The following is a 22233-nucleotide window of genomic DNA, read 5'->3' as shown; positions in this document are numbered from 1 at the left end:
GTGCCCTTCATGGATTAGGTTAGGTTTGCATAAGTTAGTACTGGGGGTTTGGAACGATGGAGCGTGCGGTGCCGGATTCACTGTCCGCCGTCGAGCGTCATCGGCTCGCGGACGAATGGGCCAATGGGGTCGAACTGTACGACGTCCCCTCGGTTTCCATGCTCATCGACGGCGGACGCCGCGTGCCGTCACTGCGCACCGCCGTCCGCTGCGGTGGGCACATCCTCACCTACGCCGAACTCTACGAACGGCTCGACGGCGGCGTGACCGGCACCGCCGGACCCACCCTCGACGATCTGGCCCGCATCCTCTGCGATATCGCCAGCGCCGCCGAATTCGGCACGGTACTGGCCGAACTGGGCCCCACCGGCACCGGACTGAAACCGGTCGCGGTGGCCGCGGCCGCCGACGACCGCCGCGCGGTGGCCGCCGATCAGCGCTCCTGCCAGATCGACCGGGCCTACGGCTCGCCGGATTCGCGACTGCTGGCCACCCGCTGGGACACCACCGACGCCGCGGTCGAACTGCTGGCCGCGCTAGCCGACGGGGCGACGCTGGTCCTGGCCACGGCCCCGCAGCGCGCCGACGCCGGCGCCCTGGCCGAACTCATCGCGCTGAGTGCGGCGACCCACGTGGTGGCCGACGCCGACACCCTGGCCAACCTGGCCTTCCTGCCATCCCCCGCGCTGCCCAGCGTGCGCCGCTGGGATGTGTTCGGAAACGACTGCCCGGCGGCACTGTCGGCGCTGCTGCACGAACTGGCTCCGGGCTCCTGCACCGGATTCGCCTACACCACACCGGAATACGCGGGCGTGGCGGCGCGCGGACCTCTGGACGGTTCGGGGCGGGTGCGGCCGATTCCGGGCGCCCGGCTGCTGGTGCTGGACGACGCGCTGCGGCTGGTGCCGCCGGGCCGGTCCGGCCGTGTGTACCTGGGCGGCTCGGCGCTGGCGCTGGAATTGGACGGCGCCGCCGAAGGATTCGTCAACGACCCGTTCGTGCCGGGCGGCCGCCTGGCGCGGACCGATATCCACGGCGGCTGGACGCCCGACGGCTGGCTGCTGCTCGATCTGGAGGGGTCCGTCGCTCCCGCGGCGTCATCGGCCATCGAGCGGCGGCTCTCCGCGCCGCGTCACGGTCACCGCGGCGAATCCGCCGCCGCCTGATTCGTTCCCATAGACGAACGGCCGCCGACCTTTTCGAGGTCGGCGGCCGATATCGTCTCGTCTGTCGTTATGTGGCGGCTGCCAGCGCAGCCAGGCTGCGCTGCCAGAGTTCGGTGAGACGGGTGGCTTCCGCCTCGGTGAACAGGGTCTCGCTCCAGCGCCAATTCGTGGTCAGCTGCGGGCCTTCCGGGGTCGAGCCGATGCCCGCGATGACATCGAGGGCGTAGCGCAGCGGCAGGTCCGGTTCCGGATCCAGCGGCAGCGACTCGTTGAGCGGGCCGGTGAGCAGCGACCACGAGTCGGCGGCCTGGCCGCTGAGGTCCACGCGGCCCAGGTAATTGAACTCGACCTGCGGGTGCCGCGCGGTCGCCAGCTCCGGCACGCCGGTGGTGTAGCGGAGCAGACCGTAGTCCGAGCCACCGTTCGGGATCGCGGCCAGCTGCGCGGTCACCGCGTCCAGCAGGGCGCGCGCCGCCGCCGGATCCTGTTCGGCGCGTTCGACGTCCACCGTCGCGCCCGCGCCCAGGCGGACCGGGAACACGGTGGTGAACCAGCCGAGGGTGTTGCTGGTGTCGGTGCCGAGCAGGTCGTCGGCGCGGCCGTGACCCTCGAGCGCGATGAGCGCGCCGTGCGCGGGATCCTGGGCGCGCTCGCGCCGCCAGCTCGCCAGGGTGACGGTGAGGGCGGTGAGCAGGAATTCGCGCACGCCCTCGTCGCGGGTGAGGGAGGCCAGCACCCGTTCGGTCACGGGGACCGGGGTGACGGCCGTGGCGACCCGCAGCGACGACCAGGTGTCGGTGTCCGGATACGGGATGCGGCGGCCGATGGCCGGGTCGGGGGCGTCCAGCTGCTCACGCCAATACGCGCTCTGGGACAGGATTTCCGCCGACTCGGCGCGCTCGGCCATCCGCCGGGAGAACTCCCGGTACGAGGTGGACTCCGGCAGCGCGGCCCCTTCCCCGAGGGCGGCGATCAGCAGGTGCCACGACACCACGTCGACGGCCAGGTGGTGGATGGTGAGCAGCAGGACGTCACCCTGATCGGTGCCGGAGAACCAGGCCGCGCGCACCATATCGCCGGTGCGCGGGTTGATCTCGTCCATCAGGACCCGGGCCACGCCGTGCACGGCCTCGGCGGTGTCGGCGGGATCGGCGATGTGGGTGAGGATGTCGGCCGCCCGCACCGCGCCGGGCGGCGCGGTGATCAGGCGCGGGCCGTCGTCGGTATCGGTGAGGCTGGAGCGCAGCGTGTCGTAGCCGTCCAGTACACCTTGGAGTGCGGCCTCGATGGCCTGCCGGTCGATGCCGGCGGGCAGGCGCAGCAGCGCGGTCTGGGTGAAACGCCGGTAGTTGCCGTACTCGTACATCCACGACACCACCGGAAGCGGCGGTACCGCACCGTAATCCGCGACCTTCTCGGCGGCGGCGGTCTCGGCCGCGTCGAGGGCGGCGGCCAGTTCCCGGATGGTGGGGGTGGCCAGGACCATGCGCGGGGTCAGGGTGAGACCGCGGCGGCGGGCCTTGTTGACCAGGGAGATGGCGACGATGCTGTCCACGCCGAGGGCGAAGAAGTCGTCGTCCACGCCGGGCGCGCGGCCGTCGAAGAGCTCGGCCAGCAGTTCGGCGAGTTCCTTCTCGGTGGCGGTGCGCGGCGCGGTGTCGGAGCCGGTGTCGGCCAGGGCGGCCTCGGCCAGCCGGGTCAGGGCGGGACCGTCGAGCTTGCCGTTGGCGTTGACCGGCAGCCGCGGCAGCGCGAGCACCCGGGCCGGAATCATGTAGGCGGGCAGGCGCTCCGAGAGCGCGGCGCGGGTGCGCACCGGGTCCACGACCCGATCGGCCTCGCCGACCACGAAGCCCACCAGGCTCGCCCCGCCCGCCCGGCGGACCACGGTGACGGCCGCGGTGTCCACGCCGGGCAGCCGGCGCAGCGCGGTCTCGATCTCACCGATCTCGATGCGGTAGCCGCGCACCTTGACCTGCGCGTCGGCGCGGCCCAGGTAGCCGAGGCCGCCGTGCGGCAGGTGACGGACCAGGTCGCCGGTGCGGTACATGCGGCGGCCGGGCCGGAACGGGTCGGCCACGAAACGGTCCGAAGTCGTTGCCGCGCGGCCGATGTAACCGCGGGCCAGCTGCGGACCCGACAGGTACAGCTCACCGACGACGCCGCCGGGAACCGGGCGCAGCATGGAATCCAGGACGTAGCCCGACATTCCGGCATTGGGGGTGCCGATGGTCGGGGTCTCGAACTCGGCGATGGGAGCGACCACGGCCTCGACCGTGGTCTCGGTCGGGCCGTAGCAGTTGTACACCGCGGTCCCGCCGCGTCCGCTGCCGGCGCTCAGGGCCAGCTCGCGTAGTCGCGCCCACAGGGCGGCGTCGATGGCCTCGCCGCCCAGTGCCAGCACCGGCAGTTCGCGATCGACCAGTCCGGCGGCGTTGAGCTGCGCGAACATCGACGGGGTGGTGTCGATCATGTCGATGTCGGCGGCGATCATGCCCGCGCACAACCGGTGCGCGTCGCGCATCTCCACGGCGTCGAACAGGTGGATGGCCTGCCCGGCCAGCAGACCGACCATGGGCTGCCAGGAGGCGTCGAAGCTCAGCGACCAGGCGTGCGCGATGCGCAGCGGACGGCCCAGCCGCGCCGTGGCCGGGCGGTAGACGCGGTCGCGGTGATCGGCGAAGTAGGCCATGAGCGCGGCCTGGGTTCCGGCGACGCCCTTCGGTTCGCCGGTCGAGCCGGAGGTGAAGATGAGGTACGCGAGCTGATCCGGGTGCCGGACGACCCGCGGGGTCGCGACGTGCTCGCCCGAAAGGCCCTGCACGACCGGGGAATCGTCCAGCACCAGTACGGAACCGGTCAGCAGCGCGCCCTCGGGATCGAGGTCGTGGCGGGTGGCGGCGTCGGTGACCACCAGCGCCGGGTTCGCCTGCCGCAGGATCGATTCGATGCGGGAGGCGGGCAAGGTGGTGTCCACCGGCACGTACGCGCCGCCCGCGGCGAACGCGGCCAGCAGGGCGATGATCGATCGCGGCGAGCGCGGCATGACCAGCGCGACAACGCTTTCCGCGCCGACACCACGCTCGGCGAACTCGACCGCCTGCCGGGCGGCCAGCTCCCGCAGCTCCCGGTAGGTCAGCCGGAGTCCGGAACTGTCCTGGAGCGCAACGGCTTCCGGTGTCATGGCGACCTGCCGCTCGAACAGCTCCCACACCGAATCGGCGGGCTCGGCCGGGTCCACGCTCGGCGTCTCGGCGGCGGCGAACGCGGCGTGCTCGGCGTCGGTGAGCACGCTGAGCGCATCCGGTGTGGCCGACCCGATTCCGGGCAGCCGGCGCAGCACGGCCAGCAGCCGCTCGCCGAGACCCTCGGCGGGCAGGTACGGCAGGGCGGCGGGCATGGCCTCGAACTGGACCAGCAGTTCGTCGCCGCTCATGTGGGCGACCACGGTGAGCGGGTAGTGCGCGAGGGATTCCATCTCGACCGGCCGGAACCGGGCCCCGTCGGGGGCGGTGACGGTGCGGATGGCGTCGTCGATGGGCGCGTTCTCGAACACGAACAGGGTGTCGAAGAGCGTGCCGTGCCCAGCGGCGCGCTGCACCGACGACAGGCTCACGTAGCCGATGTCGCGCATGGACGCGCATTCGCGCTGCAGGCGCGCGCACTGCTCGACCACCGACAGCTCGCGGTCCAGGCGGTGGGTGACCGGCACGGTGTTGATGAACAGCCCGACCATGCCTTCCACGCCCGGAAGCTGGTCGGGGCGACCGGAAATGGTGGTGCCGTAGACGACGTCACGACGGTCGGTGAGGCGGCCGAGCAGGACCGTCCAGGCGAACTGCACCGCGGTGTTGAGGGTCAGGCCGTGGGCGCCCGCCCAGGACCGGACGGCCGCGGTGTCGGCGGCCGACAGCAGCAGGCGGGTCTTCTCCGGCACCGCGTCGGCGGCGATCGGCGCGCCGCCCGCCAGCAGCAGCGGGCCGGTCAGCTCGGCCAGGTAGTCGGTCCAGCGCTGGGTGACGGCCGCGGTGTCCTGCGCGCCGAGCCAGGCGATGTAGTCGCGGTAGGGACGCGGTTTCGGCAGTGCCGCGACGGATCCGCCCGCCTGGTAGACGGCCAGCAGCTCGGTGAAGTAGATCGCCACCGCCCAGCCGTCCATCAGGATGTGGTGGGCGGTGAGGATCATGCGCCGCGCGCCGGTCTCGGGCACGGTGAGCAGCAGCACGCGCAGGGCGGGCCCACGGCTCAGATCGAACGGGACGCGCCGTTCGGCGGCGGCGAGGTCGTCGAATTCCTCGGGCCGCGCGTCCTGTTCGGTCCACGGCATCTCGGCGTGGGCCGGCACGATCTGCACCGGCCGCGGCACGTTCTCGTCCCAGAACGCGGCACGCAGGTTGGGGTGCCGGTCCAGCATGGCCTGGGCGCTGCGGCGCAGCAGGCCGGTGTCGAGCGGGCCGTCGATGTCCACCACGAATTGCATGGTGTACAGGTCGATTCCGTCGCCGGCGAGCCGCGACAGCGAGAACAGGCCCTCCTGCAGCGGGCTCAGCGCGAGGACGTCCTCGATCCGCGGCGGGGCGGCGGCGCTCGGGGTTCCAGCGGCGGCGGTCATCGGGCTCCCCAGGAGGCGGTCAGGGCGGCGAGGGCGTCGGCGTCGAGGCCGGAGGCGCTCATGGGCGCGGATTCCTCCTGTGGAATCGACTCCGCTTGCGCGGCGACGGGTTCGGCGGCATCGACCGCGGCGGCCAGTTCGGCGATGGTGAGGTGCTCGAATACCAGCTGCGGGGTGAGCGCCAGGCCGAGCGCGGTGGCGCGGGCCGACCACTGGATGGAGATGACGCTGTCGCCGCCGAGAGCGAAGAAGTTGTCGTCGGCCTCGACGTCGTCGATCTCGAGCAGTTCCTCGAGCAGGTCGATGAGGGCGCGTTCGGTGGCGGAGTGGTCGCCGGTGGCCACGGAGAGGGTCCGCGCGGCCGGCGCGGGCGGCGCGAGCAGCCGGTTCAGGTCGGCGACCGGCAGCACCTCCAGCTCGACCACGGTGCGGTCGGGCGCGGTCGCGTACGCCTCCAGGGTGGTGATCAGCGCGGACCCGATGAGCCGCACGGTCTCCGGCTCGTACAGGTCGGCGTTGGCGACCACGCGCACGGCCAGTCCGCCGTCGCCGGTGACGTTCACCGAGATATTGAGATCCAGGAACGACACGTCGAAGTCGACGGGCAGCACGGTGGCGGTGGTGGCGCCGGCCACGGTCACCGTCGCCGGGGCCCAGTCCGCGCCGCGGAAGTGCAGCATGCTCTGGAACAGCGGATTGCGGGAGCGGGAACGCGCCGGGTTGAGTGCCTCCACGAGGCGTTCGATCGGCAGTTCCTGGTGCGCGTGGGCGTCCAGCACCACCTCGCGGCCCCGGCGCACGGTGTCGCGCAGGGTCGGCGTGCCGGACAGGTCGTTGCGCAGCACCGCCATATTGGCGAACAGGCCGACCAGCGGCGCGACGGCCGGGTCGACACGGCTGGCCACCGGGGTGCCGAGGGCGATGTCGGAGCCACCGCCCAGCTTGTGCAGCAGGGTCGCGACGGCGGCCTGGTAGACCATGAATTCCGTTGCGCCACACGACTCGGCGAGGGTCGCGAGCCCGGTGCGCAGGGCCGCCGGAGCGGCGAAGGTGGCGACCTCGCCGCGCTTGCCGAGCACCGCGGGGCGGGCCCGGTCGGGCGCGACGTCGATCTGGTCCGGGACGTCGGCCAGCGCGCCGCGCCAGTGTTCGAGCTGCGCCCGGCCGTAGTCGCGCGCCGCGGAATCCGTTCCCGGCCCGAAGACGTCGTGCTGCCACAGCACGTAATCCGCGTACTGCACGGCGAGCGGAGTCCACTCCGGAGCCCGGCCGCCCTCGACGCGGGCACGGTAGGCGGCGATCAGGTCGTCGAGCAGAATGCCCAGCGAGGCGTGGTCGGCCACGATGTGGTGCACCAGCAGCGACAGCACCTGGGTGCTCGGGTCGAGCACCAGCAGCCGGGCGCGCAGCAGCGGCTCGGATTCGACGGTGAAGGCGTAGCGGCCGATCTCGGCGAGTTCGTCGGCCAGCAGTTCGGGGTCGACGCCGGTCACGTCGAGCGCGACCTCCCCGGCCGCTCGGATCTCCTGGTACGGAATGCCGTCCCGCTCACCGAATCCGGTGCGCAGCGCCTCGTGCCGGGCCACCACGTCGGTGAGCGCGGCGCGCAGCGCGGGAATGTCGAGGCCGCCGTCGAAACGCACGGCGAAGGGCAGGTTACCGACCGCGCTGGGGCCCTCCATGCGGTACTGGAACCACATGGCCAGCTGCGAGTACGACAGCGGCAGCCGCTCCGGGCGCTCCCGTTCTGCCACGGCGGGACGGCCGGAAACCGGTGCGGGGACCACGGTTTCGACCGGCTCGGCGGTCTCGTCCGCGTCGTCCATGGCGTCCAGGTCGATGCCGAACTCGTCACGGAACCGGGCGACCAGACCGGCCGCGAGACCGGCCGGGGTCGGGGTGTCGAACACGATGCGCACATCCAGTTCGACACCGAACTCCGCGCGGATCTGCGCGACCAGGCGGGCCGCCAGCAGCGAGTGGCCGCCGAGTTCGAAGAACGAATCGTCCGCGCCGACGACCGGGACGCCGAACAGGTGCGAGTAGATCCCGCACAGGCGGCGCTCGGTGGCGGTGGCGGGCGCGCGGTGCACGCGCTCCACGGCCGGGGCCGGGGCGGGCAGCGCGCGCTTGTCCAGCTTGCCGTTGACGGTCAGCGGGATCTCGTCGATCACGGCGAAAGCGCTGGGCACCATGTACTCCGGCAGCGCGGCGGCGGCCTGGGCGCGGACCTGCTCCACGTCCACGGTCGCGCCGGCGGCGGGCACCAGGTAGGCGGCCAGCTGGGCGCCGACGGCCGGGTCCTCGGTCACCACGACCACGCAGTGGCCGACGGTCGGGTGCGCGGCCAGCGCGGACTCCACCTCGCCGAGTTCGATCCGGAAGCCGCGCACCTTCACCTGCTCGTCGGCGCGGCCCACGAAGTCGATCTCGCCGAACTCGTTGCGGCGGGCCAGGTCTCCGGAGCGGTACAGGCGCGCGCCCGGGGTGAACGGGTCGGCGACGAAACGGCTCGCGGTGAGGGCCGGGCGGCCCAGGTAGCCGCGCGCCAATTGCGCACCGCCCAGGTAGATCTCGCCGACCACGCCCGCGGGCACCAGCTGCAGGGCCTCGTCGAGCAGGTAGGCGTGCACATTCCGATTGGGGACGCCGATCGGCACGATCCCGGTACCCTGCGGGCCCGACACCGGCTGATGGGTGGCGCACACGACGGCCTCGGTCGGGCCGTAGTGGTTGCGCAGTTCGGCGTCGAAGACGGTCGCGAACTTGTCGGCCACCTCGCCCGGCAGCGCCTCACCGCCGACCGGGACGTGACGCAGGGCCCGCCATTCACTCACCTCGGGCAGCAGCAGGAAGGTGCTGAGCATGGACGGCACCATGTGCAGCACGGTGACGCCGCGGCGGGTGATCAGGTCGGCGACGTAGCGGATGTCGCGGAACGCCTCCGGCTTGGGCACGATCAGGCGCGCGCCCAGCGCGAGGGTGACGAAGATGTCGAGCAGCGAGGCGTCGAAGGACACCGAGGACGACTGCAGCAGCACGTCTTCCGACGTCATGCCCCATTCGGCGGTGAAGCTGACCACATGCTCGGCGATCGCGGCGTGCGAGACCGGGACGCCCTTGGGCTTGCCCGTCGACCCCGAGGTGTAGATGACGTAGGCAAGGTTGGCCGGGAGCAGCGGGCGGACGCGATCGGCGTCGGAGGGGTCGGTGTCGGGCAGCCCGGCGGCGGCCTCCTCCGCGGCGTCGAGCTCGACCCGGCCCAGCACCAGCCGGGGGGCGGCGTCGGCGACCAGATAGTCGATGCGGTCGTCCGGGTAGGCGGGGTCGATGGGCAGGTAGGCCGCGCCCGCCTTGAGCACGGCGTAGACGGCCACGATGAACTCGACCGAATTGCTCATGCGCAGGGCGACGATGTCCTCGCCGCCCAGGCCCTCGCGAATCAGCCAGTGCGCCAGGCGGTTCGCGCGGCGGTTCAGGGCGGCGTAGGTGAGTTCGGTGTCGTCCGAGACCAGGGCGAGGGTCTCGGGTCCGGCGGCGACGGCGGCCTCGAACAGGTCGACCATGGTGGTCTCGTCCGAGGGCACCTGCGCGCCGCGCGACTGCTCCAAGATCGCGGTGCGGTCGTCGCCGCCCAGCATGTCGAGGTCGGCGAGGCGGACGGCGGGCGCGCTCAGCGCCCGATCCAGCAGGCGCACGAAATGTTCCAGCATGCGCCGCACCAGCGGCTCGGACAGCACGTCCACCTGGTACTCGGCCTCGAGCACCGCGCCGTGCGCGCTCTCGGTGACGACGGCCAGGGCCAGCGGCACCTGCGCGGTCGGCGCGCCCAGCTCGTCCAGCTGCACCGAGGAGACCCCGCGCAACGCGAAACCGTCGGCGCTCTTGCGGACGCTGAAGCCCAGCCGCACCAGCTGATCCATGCCGTCGCGGCCGGCGACCCGCTCCGGATTCACCTCGCGGACGACGCGGTCGATGCCGACGGCCTGATGGGCGAACGCGTCCAGGCAGGTGCGCTTGGTGGACTCGACCAGACCGGCGAACGTCTCGGTGCGGGCGAAGGTCTCGCGCAGCAGCAGGGTGTTGCCGAAATAGCCGATGAGCTGTTCGGCGGCGGCCGAGCGGCGGTTGGTGACCGGGATGGACACCAGGAAGTCCTCGGCGGCGGTGTAGCGCTGGATCAGCGCGGCGTACCCGGCGAGCAGCACCATGAAGGGGCTGGCCGCGTGCTCACGGGCGAAGGCGTCCACCCGGCCGAGCAGGTCGGCGGGCAGCGCCACGGTGCAGCGGTCGGCGCGCTTGGAGGGTGCGGCCACGGCCGCGCCGGGTAGCTCGAGCGGTTCGGGCAAGGGGCGCAGGGTGTTCCGCCAGTAGGCGATGTCCGCCTCGTCGTCCGCGGGAGCGTCGAGGACCTCGAGGTCGACGAACTGCGCGGGCGGGGTGGACCGCGCGGCGCCGTTGTAGGCGGCGTTCAGGTCGGCGAAGAACACGCCCCAGGCGTCGTCGTCCCAGCAGCCGTGGTGCGCCGACAACAGCAGCACCCACTCCTGGGTTCCGGTGCGCGCCAGCGTGATCCGCAGCGGCAGTTCGGTGGCCAGATCGAAGGGGCGGCCGAACTCGCGGCGGGCCAGCACCTCCACCCGCACCTGGCGGGCGGACTCGGCCAGCGTGGTCAGATCGTGCGACTGCCAGGGCAGGACGATCTCGTCGGTGAACACCTGGAAGGGCTCGCCGTTCTCGTCCACACCGAAGGTGGTGCGCAGCACGTCGTGCCGGGCGAACACCGACGCCACCGCCTGCCGCAGCCGCTCCTCGTCCAGCGGGCCGGTCAACCGGTACGCCACGCAGATGTTCAGCGTGGTGTCCTCGGGGTCACGGGTCTGCAGGAACCACATGCGGCGCTGACCGGCCGACAGCGGCCGCCGCTCCCCCGCCGCGGTGCGGCGCACCGGGGCGGCGGTGTCGACGGCCAGGCCCTGCTCGGCCAGCTTGCGCCGCAACAGTTCCCGGCGGCGGTCGGCGACGGAGGTTCCGGCCACGGTCACGGTGGCATCGGTGTCTGACATGAGATCTGGCCCCTAGCCGTTAGTTGGTGTTCGCTGCCATGAGCAGCACGACATCGTCGAGTGACGCACCGCCGAGAATCGCGGCGACCGGCAGATCCCGGTCCAGCGACGCCTGCACGCGCTTGCGGAAGTCCAAGGCCTGCAAGGAATCCAGACCCAGAGCGACCAGCGGCACCGAACGGTCGATGCTGTCGCCGGTGTCGATGCCCATGACGCGTTCGAGCTCGGTGAGCACCTGATCCGCCAGCGGACGGCCGGCGACGACCGGCGCGGGCGCGGCGGGCGCGGCGGGCGCGGCGGGCTCCGGCACGACGACCTCGGCCGCGACGGGCGCTTCCGGTTCCGGGGCGGCGATCGCCGGAACCGGTTCCGGCTCCGGCACGTCCGACAGCACCGACGCCTGACCGAACGCTCCCATGACATCGCGCAGGAACGGCCAGTCCGCGGAGATGACGATGGCGTCCGTCGGCTGTCCGGTGAATCCGGCGGCGATCGCGTCGGCGGGATGCATCGGGAAGACCCCGGCGCCCTCGACCCGCGCCATGCCCGCCTCGTCCAGCGGACCCGCGACACTCCACAGCCCCCACTCCAGCGACGAGCAGTCGATGCCACGCTCCCGCACACGACGGGCGAGCACATCCAGCATCCGGTTGGTGACCGCGTACAGGATCTGCCCGCGCCCACCGAGAGTCGCGGCCATGGACGAGCACAGCAGCACCCGGCCGGTCGCGGTCAACGGCACCGCGTCCAGCACGGCTTCGAGGCCCAGCACCTTCGACGCGGCGGCGGTGGCCACCATGTCGGCGGTGATCTCCTCGATGCCCGCGTCCACATAGTTGACGGCGGCGTGAACGAGCAGGCTCACCGGCCGCTCCCCCAACCCCGACGCCAGGCGCGCCACATCGTCGGCGGCGTTCACATCACAGGCCTCGACCACGATCTCGGTGGCTCCGGCGGCCCGCACCCGCGCCAAATCCGCGGCGGCCGCACCGGATTCGCCGGAACGGCTGACCAGGGTGACCCGGCCCGCGCCCTGCCGGGCGAAATGCTCCGCGAACAACAGGCCGAGCTTGCCGGTGCCGCCCACGATCAGCACATGATCGAGATCGGCGGCCGCACCCGGCTCGGACTCGTCGGCGACCAATCGCTTGACGAAGACCTTCCCGCCGCGCAGCGCCACTTCCGGCTCACCCGCCGTGTGCAGCGCCGCCACCATCCGATTCGACTCGGCGGTCCCGGCGTCGGCCGCCAGATCCAAGTGCCGGAACAGCACGCCGGGCTTCTCCACACCGACACACCGGAATCCGGAGGCCACGGCACCGTGGAACAGCTGCGGCACCACATCTCCCGGCACCACTGTCTCGCCGCCGACCGTCACCAGCCAGAAGTCGCCGCCCGGCCGCACACCGGCGACCGCGGGCAGCCACGCCCGCCCGGCGAAGAATTCACTCAGCTCGGCAACGGCATCCACGGTCGCGCCGGCCGCCAGCGCGGGCCACAGGATCACGACGCTGTCGAAGTCCGACCCGCCGTCCGGCGCCTTGGCGGGCGGCGTGGCCCGGTTCGGCACCGCAGCGATAGCGGAGCTGTTGGTTCCCTTGCCGGGCACAGGGTTCGGCGCGGTCGCGCTCGAACCCGCACGAGTCGGCGCATCACCGTCGGCGGCAGGCGTGGCCACCGTGGCATCGGACCGCGCACCGGGCGTATCCACGACCAACGTGGACGCGGTCGCACCGTAGCGGTCGGCGGCGGCCAGGAGCGCAGCCAGCTGGTCGGCGCAACGGCCGGTGGGGTCGACGAAGGCCAGGCGGCGGGGCGCGGTCAGGGAGCGCCGCTCCCAGGTAACCCACTTCTCCACCAGGCGTTGGGGTTTCGGCACGGCCGGGGCCGGGGCGGTCACCTTGTCAGGGGCGTAGCCCGGGTTCGCCCACAGGCGCTTGGGGTTCATGACCGTGTGCGGGAAGTCGCGCAGCGGGAGCGCCGGGACGGCGTCGGTGCGCAGGGCATTCCAGTCGTAGCCGAGGTCGTGGACCGCGACGGTCGCCAGGTTGCGGGTGAATTCGCGCAGCGTGGTCGCGGTGCGCAGGGAGGTGCCGAGGACCTTGAAGTCGCGGGGGCCGCGGGCCGGGTCCGGCGGGACCAGGGTGAGGTTCTCCTGGAGGGCCAGCTGCAGCACCGGATGCTCGACGACCTCGATGAGGGTGTCGATGCCGTCGCGGGCCGCCGCCACCACGGCGCGGTCGAAGCGGACGCGGTTGCGCAGGTTCCAGTACCAGTACTGTTCCTGGATCAGGTCGGCGGTGATGGGCGCGCCCAAGGTCGCTCCATAGCACTGGATTCGAGTGTCGAGGAAGGTCGCGCTGCTCATCTCGCCGCCGAGGAAGCCCTCGAACTCCTCGCGCAGCTCGGCCACGATCGAGGTGTGGGCCGGGTAGGCGACACCGATCTCACGGGCGAACTGCCCCTGGGCGGTGGCCGCGGCGACCATGTCGGTGATGGTCTCGCGGTCACCGGAGATGGCCATGATGTGCGGGGCGTTCACCACCGACAGCTCGGCCCAGCCGGAGTTCCGCGCCAGCAGCGCCTCGCAGTCCTCGCGGTCCATGGCCAGCACGGCCATGGAGAAGCCGCGCGGGGACAGCCGCTCGACCAGGCGCGCGCGGTGGGTGACCACCAGCACGGCGTCACGCACCGACATCACCCGCGAGACCGCGCCCGCGGCCAGCTCACCCTGGCTGTGTCCGACGGTGGCGGCGGGCTCGACGCCCGCGGCCCGCCACATGGCGGCCAGACCGGCCATGTGGAACATCAAGGCGGGCTGCACTTCCCACACCGTGTCCTGGTACTGCCCCTCGGAGCCGAGCAGGTAGTGCAGCGGCTGGTCGTGGCCGAAGCGTTCGGCGTGCAGGCCCGAGCACTCGTCGACCGCCGCCCGGTAGGCCGGGGACAGCTCGTAGTACAGCTTGCCCATGCCTGGGCGCTGACTGCCCTGGCCGGGGAACACGAACCCGATCCGGCGCGCGGTGGCGGGACCGTCGCCGGCCACCACCGCGGCATGCGCGGTCCCTGCGGCGACGGCGCGCAGCGCGTCGAGCAGTTCCTCACGTCCGGTGACCATGGCCAGGGCCCGGTACCGGCGCGCGGCGCGAGTGCGGAACAGCATGTCCGCCACCCGTTCCGGGGTGACCGCGGGCCGCGACTCCAAGAATTCCAGAATGCCCGCGGCCTCGGCGCGCACGCCGTCGGCGGTGTCGGACGAGAGCAGGACGGGGATGCTGCCATCGGGCAGCCGGTGGCTACACATCGCTTTCCTCCAGCTCGGGCAGGGCGACCAGGGCGTGCGCGTTGGTACCCGCGACACCGAACGAGGACACGGCCGCGTAGCGCACGCCGTCCGCGGCGGACCACGGTTCGAGTTCGGTGGCGAGCCGCAGACTGGTGGCGTCCCAATCGATTTCGCCGGTCGGACGCTCGGCGTGCAGGGTGGGCGGGATCTGCCCGTGCATCCCGGCCAGCAGCACCTTGATCAGGGCCAGCAGGCCCGAGGCCGCCTGCGCGTGACCGGCGTTGGACTTCACCGAGCCCAGACGCGGGGTGTCGGCGCGCTCGACGCCGTAAGTAGCGGCGAGAGCGGCCAATTCGAGCGGGTCGCCGACCGGGGTCCCCGTGCCGTGGCCCTCGATCAGCCCGACCTGCTCGGCGGTGATGCCGGACACCGCCAGAGTGTCGCGGATCAGTCGTTCCTGCGCGGCCGCGCTGGGCACCGCGATCGGCGCGCCCTTGCCGTTGTGATTGACGCGCGAGCCCAGCAGCCGTCCATACACCCGGTGCCCGAACGCGCGCGCCCGTGATTCCCGTTCCAGCACAACGACTCCCGCGCCCTCACCCCACAGTGTTCCGGTGGCGTCGGCGGCGTAGGAGCGGCAGTGGCCGTCGGAGGCCAGGGCGTTGTTCTTGGAGAACTCGTAGAACGCGCCCGGCGAACCCATGACGCACACTCCGCCCGCGAGCGCCCACTCGCACTCGCCCGCCCGGATGGCGGCGGCGGCCTGGTGCACGGCGGTGAGCGCGGACGCGCACGCGGTATCGACGCTGATCGAGGGCCCGGTCAGGCCCAGCCCGTGCGAGATGCGCCCGGCCACCGCGCCCAGCGCGGTCCCGGTCACCCGGTAGCCGCTGTGCTCGTTGACCGAGGCCACCCGGGGCCCGTACTCCATCACGGAGACGCCCATCCAGCAGCCCGCCGAATCGCCCTCCACCGCGGCGGGATTGATCCCGGCCTGCTCGAGCGCCCGCCAGGCCACCCGCATGCCGGCCCGCTGCTGCGGGTCCATGGCGACCGCCTCGCGCGGGGTGATGCCGAAGAACAGCGGATCGAACGCGGTCGCGCCGGTGAGGAAGCCGCCCGCGTCGGGGACCGCGCCCCAACCGTCCTGGGCGCCCAGGCTCAGCAGTTCCGCCAGCGGCCAGTCCCGGTCCCGCGGGAACGGTCCCAGCAGTTCCCGGCCCGAGGCCAGCGCCGACCAGAATTCCGCGAGGGTGTCCACGCCACCGGGCGCCTCGATACCCATGCCGACGATCACGATCGGATCGCCGGAGTCCACTCGGGTCACGCGACGACGCTCTTCTCCGCGACGAGCAGTTCGGCGATGCCGTCCACGTGCTGGTCCAGATAGAAGTGGCCGCCCGCGAACATGGTGACCCGGATGCCCGCGCGCGAGTGACACTCCCACGCGAACAGGTCACGCGGCGCGACGAATTCGTCCTCGTCGCCGCCGAGCACGTGAATGGGGGCGTCCACGGCGACCTCGGCCGGGCAGGAGTAGGCGTCGAAGGCGCGGTAATCGGCCTTCATCACCGGCAGCGCCATGCGCAGCACGTCACGACTGCCCAGCACCTCCGCGCCGGTGCCGTCGAGCGCCGACATGTGGTCGAGCAGCGCCTCGTCGTCGGTGGGGTGGTTCGGCAGATCGGCGATGCGCGCGGGAGCGGCGGCCGAGGAGGCGGCCAGCAACTGCACGGTCAACCCCGCGGCCTCGGCCAGCCGGGCGAATTCGAAGGCGACGATGGCGCCCATGCTGTGGCCGAAAATGGTCAGCGGCGCACCCGAGTCGTGCGCGGAGTCCCGGAAGGCCTCGAAGGCTCCGGCGGCCATGTCCTGCAGCGTCTCCGCCGCGGCCTCGCGGGCGCGGTCCTGCCGGCCCGGGTACTGGAAGACCACGACGTCGAATTCGGCGGCCATCTTCTTGGCGAAGACCCGGTAGGCGGAAGCGCCCGCACCCGCGTGCGGGAAGATCAGCAGCGGTGGCGCGGATTCCGCACTCGGGGCCTGAAATTGCCTGATCCAGCCGAGTTCCCGTGCCATGTCCGCATCTCTCCTACGACCCGCCCGACCGCATCAGCCGCCGGTTCCGCTTGTCCCCCTTGCAATGTCCGGGCAACCGTAACACCGCCTAGTTAGTATAGGCTAGCCTTACCAATCAGGGTGATCAAGCTAACCGACGAACGGAGCGCCACAGCGATGAACCGGACGACCTACGTCCTCGCGCGCGAACTCACGGACCTTCCGGACCACATCCGCAGCGCCCCCGCACCCGTGGTGCCCGAGTTCCCCGCGCCGTTCACGCTGCGCCTGGTGGACGTCGAATCCGGCGATCCGGAGACCATCACCGAATGGATGCACCGGCCGCACCTGCTCGAGACCTGGGAACAGGCCTGGGACGCCGACCGCCGCCGCCTCGACTGCGCGACCCAGCTGGCCGGAACCTTCTCCCGCCCCTGCGTTCTCGAATACGACTTCACCGCACTCGACCGGCCCGACCTGGGCAATCGCGAGGTCGCCTATGTGGAGTTGTACCGGCCCGCCAAGGACGAGATCGCTCGCCTCTACGACGCCGACGCCCACGACATGGGCTTCCACATCGCCACCGCCGACACCGCCCTGCTGGGCCGCGGCGTCATGTCGGACTGGATGCGGCAGCTCGGCCGGGCGGTCCTGGCGGCCGAACCCGAATGCCGCCGGCTGCTGTGCGAACCCGATCACCGCAACGCCCCCATGCGGAAGGCGTTGGAGAAGATCGGGTGGCAGCACCTCGGCGACTTCGACATTCGACCGGACCGTCGGATCTCGCTCTACACGCTGCCGCGGACCGCGGCGGACCTGCCCGAGATCCGGTAGCGCGGACCGGGATTCACCACCGGCTGCAGGATCCGGTCCGACAGCTCGCCCAGGCAGCTGAGATTCGGGAAACCCGGACCCTGCGCCATGGCGGCCATATTCGGCAGATACAGCTTGGCGTCCAGCCCGGACACCGCCAGGTCGTAACCGATGGCCGCCTCCAGCCGCCCGTGCTCGAGCGGACCGCCGACGGCCAGCTCCAGCAGATCGGTTGCGGCGGAATCGAACAGATCCAGGAACCACAGCGGCTGCCCGCCCGTGGCGTCCACCACCAGATCGAAGGTGTGCACCTGATCCGGGCGCAGATCGTTGCGCAGGGTCAGGGCGACCCGATCGTCCTGCTCGGCCAGGCTCACGACGCGACCCTGCAGGTGATGCACCCGGTTGTCGCCCAGCAGGCTCTCCTGCACGCGCACCGAGAACACGCCGCGATCGGTGCGGCGGATGACATCCCGGCGCTCGGCCATGCCCAGCCCGGCCCACTTGGTCGGATCGCTGTAGAGCGAGTTCTCGAAATAGCTTTCCCCACGGGTGTACAGCGTGGCCTTGGGCGAGATCACCGAGACCGTCAGCATGTCGTGGTTGATCAGCTCGTCCAGCGCCGAACCCGCGGTCTCGCCACCGCCGATCACCGCGACGCGCGAGGACGGCGGCAGCTCGCGGCGGCCCGCCAGCTCCCAGAACTCGGAGATGCTGAGCACCTTCGGATGCTCGGCCAGGGCGCGGTCGCTGCGGCCGGGACCGGTGATCATGACGGCGTCGCAATCGATCTCGTCGACCCCGCCGTCGGCGTCGGTGACCGAGACCAGCCAGCCGTCGGCCGCGGCGGCGATACCGGTCACCGAGCCCTGGACCAGGTCCATGTCGCAGCGCTTGGCCACCCACCCCAGATACTTGGCCCACACGTGATGCTGCGGGCTGGGACGGCCGCGGTCGATCCACTCGGCGTAGGTGCCGTGCTCGACCAGGAAGGCGGTCCAGCTGAACGCCCGCATGGCCTCGTCGATTTCGCGGTTGCGGCCGCGGGCCCAGGTGGAGTGGTACGGGAAGCCGACATCCTTCTCCGGGCTGGTGCCCAGGCGGTGCCGTCCGTCGGTCCAGCCACCGGTCGGCAGCCAATTGCCGCCCACCGTCCGCGCTTCGACGACGGTCACCCGCGGCGCGGGCAGGCCCAGGTCCCGCAGCACCCGCGACTTGGCCGCTACCGCCAGGGCTTTCGGCCCCGCTCCGACCACCAGAAGTGTCTCCACCGCTTCTCCGTCCCAGTTGCTCACTTGTCGCCTGCCTCGCACAAACCACCACCGCTTAGGTTTGCATAGCCTTACCTTATATTGCTTAGGCTTCGCTTGCGAAGCGCTCGAGACGAAAAGATTGGACAGAACACATGCCCCGTGGCCGAGTGCACCGTGGCCGGCGTCGCGATGCTGCCCTGCAGCCTCTGACGATCGGATGATTCGTCCGCACGAACGGCCCCGGACCCCAAGGGATCCGGGGCCGTTTCGCTAGGCGGAGACCCGAGCCAGACGCCAGCCCGACGCCCGGGTGCGCTCGTTCCAGAAGGCGGCGTAACGGCCGTCGAGGGCGATCAGCTCCGCATGGGTGCCACGTTCGACGATGCGACCGGCGTCCATGAACAGGATCTGATCGGCGTGCGCGATGGTCGCCAGCCGGTGCGCCACCACGAGTACCGTTCGGCCCCGGGTGAGTTCGTGCACACCGCGCACCACGGCCGCCTCGTTGTGTGGATCCAGCGCACTGGTCGCCTCGTCCAGCAGCACGATCGGGGCGTCCTTCACCAAGGCACGCGCGATCGAAACCCGCTGGCGCTCACCGCCGGACAGCGCCGAACCGCCCTCACCGACCGCGGTCAGCCAACCGTCGGGCAGGCGCTCGGCGATCTCGTCCACCCGTGCGGTGCGCGCGGCCGCGAGGACCTCGTCGTCGGACGCGTCCGGGCGGCCCGCCCGAATGTTCTCCAGCACGGAGCGATCGAAGAGGTAGACGCTCTGGAAGACCAGGGCCAGCCGGCTCAGCAACGACTCGGCGGGCTGGTCGCGGACATCGTGGCCGCCGACCGAGACCCGGCCCGAATCCGCGTCGTGGAACCGGGCCGCCAGGCGCAGCAGCGTGGACTTGCCCGCGCCGCTGGGACCGACGATCGCCGTCGTCGTGCCGGGAGCGGCGGTGAACGAAATGTCCTCCAGGACCGTCTTGCCCGGGCCGTAACCGAAGGTGACGCCGTCGAACTCGACCCGCGCGGCAGCGTGCTCGACCGGGGAATCCGGCTGCGCCAGTCCCGGTTCCGCCAGCAGCGCGCTCACCCGATCGGCGGCGGCCGCGGCCGTGCGCAACGCGCCACCCAGCTGGGCGGCCTGGGTCAGCGGCTCGATGAAACGCGCACTCACCGCGATCAGGGCGATCGCGGCGGCGGCCGAGATCGCGCCGTCGGTGGCCCGGCCCACCACCAGGTATACCAGCACCAGGAAGACGGCCTGCACCACCAGCGCGAAACCGATCAGACCGGGAACCGCCGCGACGAGCAGACCGTTGGCGGCGGTGCGCTGGCGCGCCAGGGCCGCGTCCAGCGCCCGATTGCCCGCGCCGACCGCGCCGAGCGAACGCAGCATCGGCTGCGCCTGAGCGAATTCCAGCACCCGGGCGTTCGCCTCGGTCGCGGCCTCGTGCATGCGCTCGTCGGCCGTCACATAGGAACGGTTGGCCCACAGGTTCACCAGGAACAGCACCGGCGCGGTCACCAGCATGGCCAGCGAGATCCGCCAGTCCACGAACAGCATGCCCAGCGCGACACCCAGCGGAACCAGCACGCCGGTCAGCATCTTCGCCAGCAGATAGGCGATCAGGCCCTGCACCTCGCGAACGTTCTCGACCATCACCCGCGACAGCTCGCCCGCGTGCCGGTCGTCGAACCAGCCCAGCGGCAATGCGTTCAGATGATCGCCGAGCCGGGTCTGCAATCCGTGCTGCATGCCCACGCCGACCCGCAGGCCCAGCACCGACTGCAAGTAGCCGAACACCACGACCCCGGCCACGGCCAGCGCCAGCCACAGCGTCCACCACCAGGCCCGGCCCAGATCCTGGGCGAACAGGGCCTTCAGCACGGGCACCAGCAGCACGTACGCGGCCGCCTGCGACAACGCCTGAGCCACGATGGCCAGCAGCAATCGCGGTGTCAGCGCGGCGAATTCGCCCGGCACCAGGCCGAGCACCTTGCGGATCATCGGAGGGCCTCCTCGGCATCGGCGCGAACCGGCTGGGCGGGACGGTCGGTGGCCGCGACATCGGCCAGGGCCGCCGCGTTGATTTCCCAGAGCCGCTGGTACAGGCCGCCTGCGGCGTGCAGGCTCGCGTGGTCGCCCTGTTCGGCCAGGGTTCCGTTCTCCAGCACCAGGATTCGGTCCACACCGGTGAGGGTGTGCAGGCGGTGCGCGATCACCAGGACCGTGCGGCCGGCCACCAGCTCGGCCAGCGCGTCCTGGACGGCGGCCTCGGATTCGGGGTCGGCGAAGGCGGTGGCCTCGTCCAGCACCAGGATCGGGGTGTCGGCCAGCAGCGTGCGGGCGATCGAAAGCCGCTGCGCCTCACCGCCGGACAGCACGACATCCGCGCCGATCTCGGAGTCGTAGCCGCGCGGCAGCTCCGTGATGCGATCGTGGATGCGGGCGGCACGCGCCGCGCGTTCCAGCTCGGCGAGGTCGGCCTCGGGGCGGGCCAGCCGCAGATTGTCGGCGATGGTGCCGCGGATCAGGCGCACATCCTGGAAGACGAAGCCGACCGTGCGATACAGCTCCACACTCGGGATGTCGCGAATGTCCCTGCCGCCGATGGTGATCCGGCCGCTGTCCACGTCGTAGAAGCGCGGCAGCAGCTTGGCCAGCGTGGACTTGCCGGAGCCGCTCGGGCCCACCAGGGCGGTCATGGTGCCGGGCGCCAGCTCGAGGTCGACGCCGCGCAGCACCTGATGATCGGCGCGGTAGCCGAAGCTCACGCCCTCGAAACGGATCAGGCCCGCGGGCACGTCCGGCGCCGCGGATGCCCCGGTGCCGGAGGCCAATTCCGGGGTCTGCATGAGTTCGTGCAGACGCAGCGCGGCGTCACCGGCCGTGCGCAACGCCTGCGTGCCGTAGCCCAGGCCCAGCAGCGAACTGCCCAAGCCCAGCCCGACCAGCAGGAAGGGCAGCAGGTCGAGGGGCTCCAGCCAGTCCAGGCCGACACCCGCCAGCCCGGCCACCACGACCAGCAGCATGACGAACACCGGGGAGACCACGGTGTCCGAGATCGACTGCACCGTCATGACGGGCAGCTTCAGCCGCCGCAGCCGGTCGGTCTGCTCCTCGACGGCCGCGCGGAACTCGCTGTGCGCCTTGCCCGCTCGCCCGAAGGCCCGCACCACCTGGATGCCGTCCACGAACTCCACGGTGGCGGCACGGGTGCGCTGTTCGGCGGCGTTATAAGCGAGCAGCCGCTCACGGCCGGGCTCGTCCAGCATGGCGCGCATGCACAGCGCGTACACGATCAGCGGGATCAGCAGGACCAGGGTCAACCGCCAGTCGACCGTGGCCAGGTACACCAGGGTCACCAGCGGCGCGGTCACCGAACCGATGAAGTCCAAGCGCGCGTGCGCCACCAGATAGTGCAGCGCCTCGACGTCGTCCTGCAGATACTTCTTCACGTCGGCGGAGGCGCGGGCGCCGAACCAGCCCAGAGGCACCCGGGTCAGCTTATCGGCCAGCAGTCGGCGCAGGGTCAGCTGATAACGCGCATCCACGGCGTGCGACCAGGTCAACGCGACCGCCTGCAGGATCGCGCGGGCCACCAGGACCAGCACCGCGATCAGCAGCAGCCGCCACACCCGATCGGTGTCGGGGACCTCCCGCAGCAGCTCCCGGCAGGCCGAGACGATCAGCAGGAACGGGACCACCGAGCAGACGGCGGCCACGGCCACGATCAGCCCGGCGACCATGAGCGGCCCGCGCACCGGCGCGAGGATCTCCTTGCGGGCGGCGGCTTCCGCCTGCCGCCGCGCTTTCGCCTCGGCCTTCGCGTCGGGCCCGCTCGGCTCCGGGCCCGCCTCGACCGCGGGCGGTGACTCGACCGTCATCAGTCCGCCTTCCACCTTCATCCGTCCGGCGATCCCACGAACACCAGCGAGAAGATAGGTTAGGCTAACTTTGGCTTTACGACCACACCGAG

At 71.7% G+C, this 22233-nt stretch carries 10 protein-coding genes; 2 read left to right on the top strand and 8 right to left on the bottom strand.

Going from position 1 to position 22233, the window contains the following annotated elements; translation table 11 throughout:
- Nucleotides 1-68: 68 nt before the first annotated feature.
- Nucleotides 69-1166, top strand: a complete 1098-nt coding sequence (locus ABZ412_RS26690; protein ID WP_357285119.1) for an AMP-binding protein — start codon at nt 69-71, stop codon at nt 1164-1166.
- Nucleotides 1167-1233: 67 nt separating this feature from the next.
- On the opposite strand, the gene ABZ412_RS26685 is transcribed toward ABZ412_RS26690, so the two are convergent.
- The 5 genes from ABZ412_RS26685 to ABZ412_RS26665 are packed head-to-tail and all read right to left on the bottom strand — an operon-like array spanning nt 1234 to nt 16209.
- A complete protein-coding gene (locus ABZ412_RS26685; protein WP_357285115.1) occupies nt 1234-5778 on the bottom strand; it encodes an amino acid adenylation domain-containing protein in 4545 nt (1514 codons plus the stop codon).
- A complete protein-coding gene (locus tag ABZ412_RS26680) occupies nt 5775-10844 on the bottom strand; it encodes an amino acid adenylation domain-containing protein (protein ID WP_357285112.1) in 5070 nt (1689 codons plus the stop codon). The genes ABZ412_RS26685 and ABZ412_RS26680 overlap by 4 nt, the downstream gene beginning before the upstream one ends.
- A gap of 19 nt (nt 10845-10863) precedes the next feature.
- Complete coding sequence (locus ABZ412_RS26675; protein ID WP_357285109.1) at nt 10864-14148, bottom strand: SDR family NAD(P)-dependent oxidoreductase; 3285 nt, start codon at nt 14146-14148, stop codon at nt 10864-10866.
- The gene (locus ABZ412_RS26670) at nt 14141-15448 is read right to left on the bottom strand and encodes a polyketide synthase (protein WP_357285243.1); all 1308 of its coding nucleotides are present in this window, start codon (nt 15446-15448) and stop codon (nt 14141-14143) included. Before ABZ412_RS26670 ends, ABZ412_RS26675 begins: the two co-directional genes overlap by 8 nt.
- Nucleotides 15449-15453: 5 nt before the next feature.
- Nucleotides 15454-16209, bottom strand: coding sequence for an alpha/beta fold hydrolase (locus ABZ412_RS26665; protein WP_357285106.1), 756 nt, complete (start codon nt 16207-16209; stop codon nt 15454-15456).
- A gap of 156 nt (nt 16210-16365) precedes the next feature.
- On the opposite strand from ABZ412_RS26665, the gene ABZ412_RS26660 reads away from it, so the two are divergent.
- Nucleotides 16366-17022 carry a GNAT family N-acetyltransferase gene (locus ABZ412_RS26660; protein ID WP_357285103.1) on the top strand — a complete coding sequence of 219 codons (657 nt, stop codon included), beginning with the start codon at nt 16366-16368 and terminating at the stop codon, nt 17020-17022.
- Here the strand turns inward: ABZ412_RS26660 and ABZ412_RS26655 are convergent.
- From ABZ412_RS26655 to ABZ412_RS26645, 3 genes are all read right to left on the bottom strand, one after another.
- Nucleotides 16977-18272, bottom strand: coding sequence for a SidA/IucD/PvdA family monooxygenase (locus tag ABZ412_RS26655; RefSeq protein ID WP_357285100.1), 1296 nt, complete (start codon nt 18270-18272; stop codon nt 16977-16979). The two genes, ABZ412_RS26660 and ABZ412_RS26655, sit on opposite strands and share 46 nt — an antisense overlap.
- Nucleotides 18273-18524: 252 nt before the next feature.
- Nucleotides 18525-20261, bottom strand: a complete 1737-nt coding sequence (locus ABZ412_RS26650) for an ABC transporter ATP-binding protein (protein WP_357285098.1) — start codon at nt 20259-20261, stop codon at nt 18525-18527.
- Nucleotides 20258-22141, bottom strand: coding sequence for an ABC transporter ATP-binding protein (locus tag ABZ412_RS26645; protein ID WP_357285095.1), 1884 nt, complete (start codon nt 22139-22141; stop codon nt 20258-20260). The genes ABZ412_RS26650 and ABZ412_RS26645 overlap by 4 nt, the downstream gene beginning before the upstream one ends.
- Nucleotides 22142-22233: the final 92 nt, after the last annotated feature.

Source organism: Nocardia sp. NPDC005746 (assembly GCF_040630785.1).
Lineage (GTDB): Bacteria > Actinomycetota > Actinomycetes > Mycobacteriales > Mycobacteriaceae > Nocardia.
This window is presented reverse-complemented; position numbering and strand designations above follow the sequence as displayed.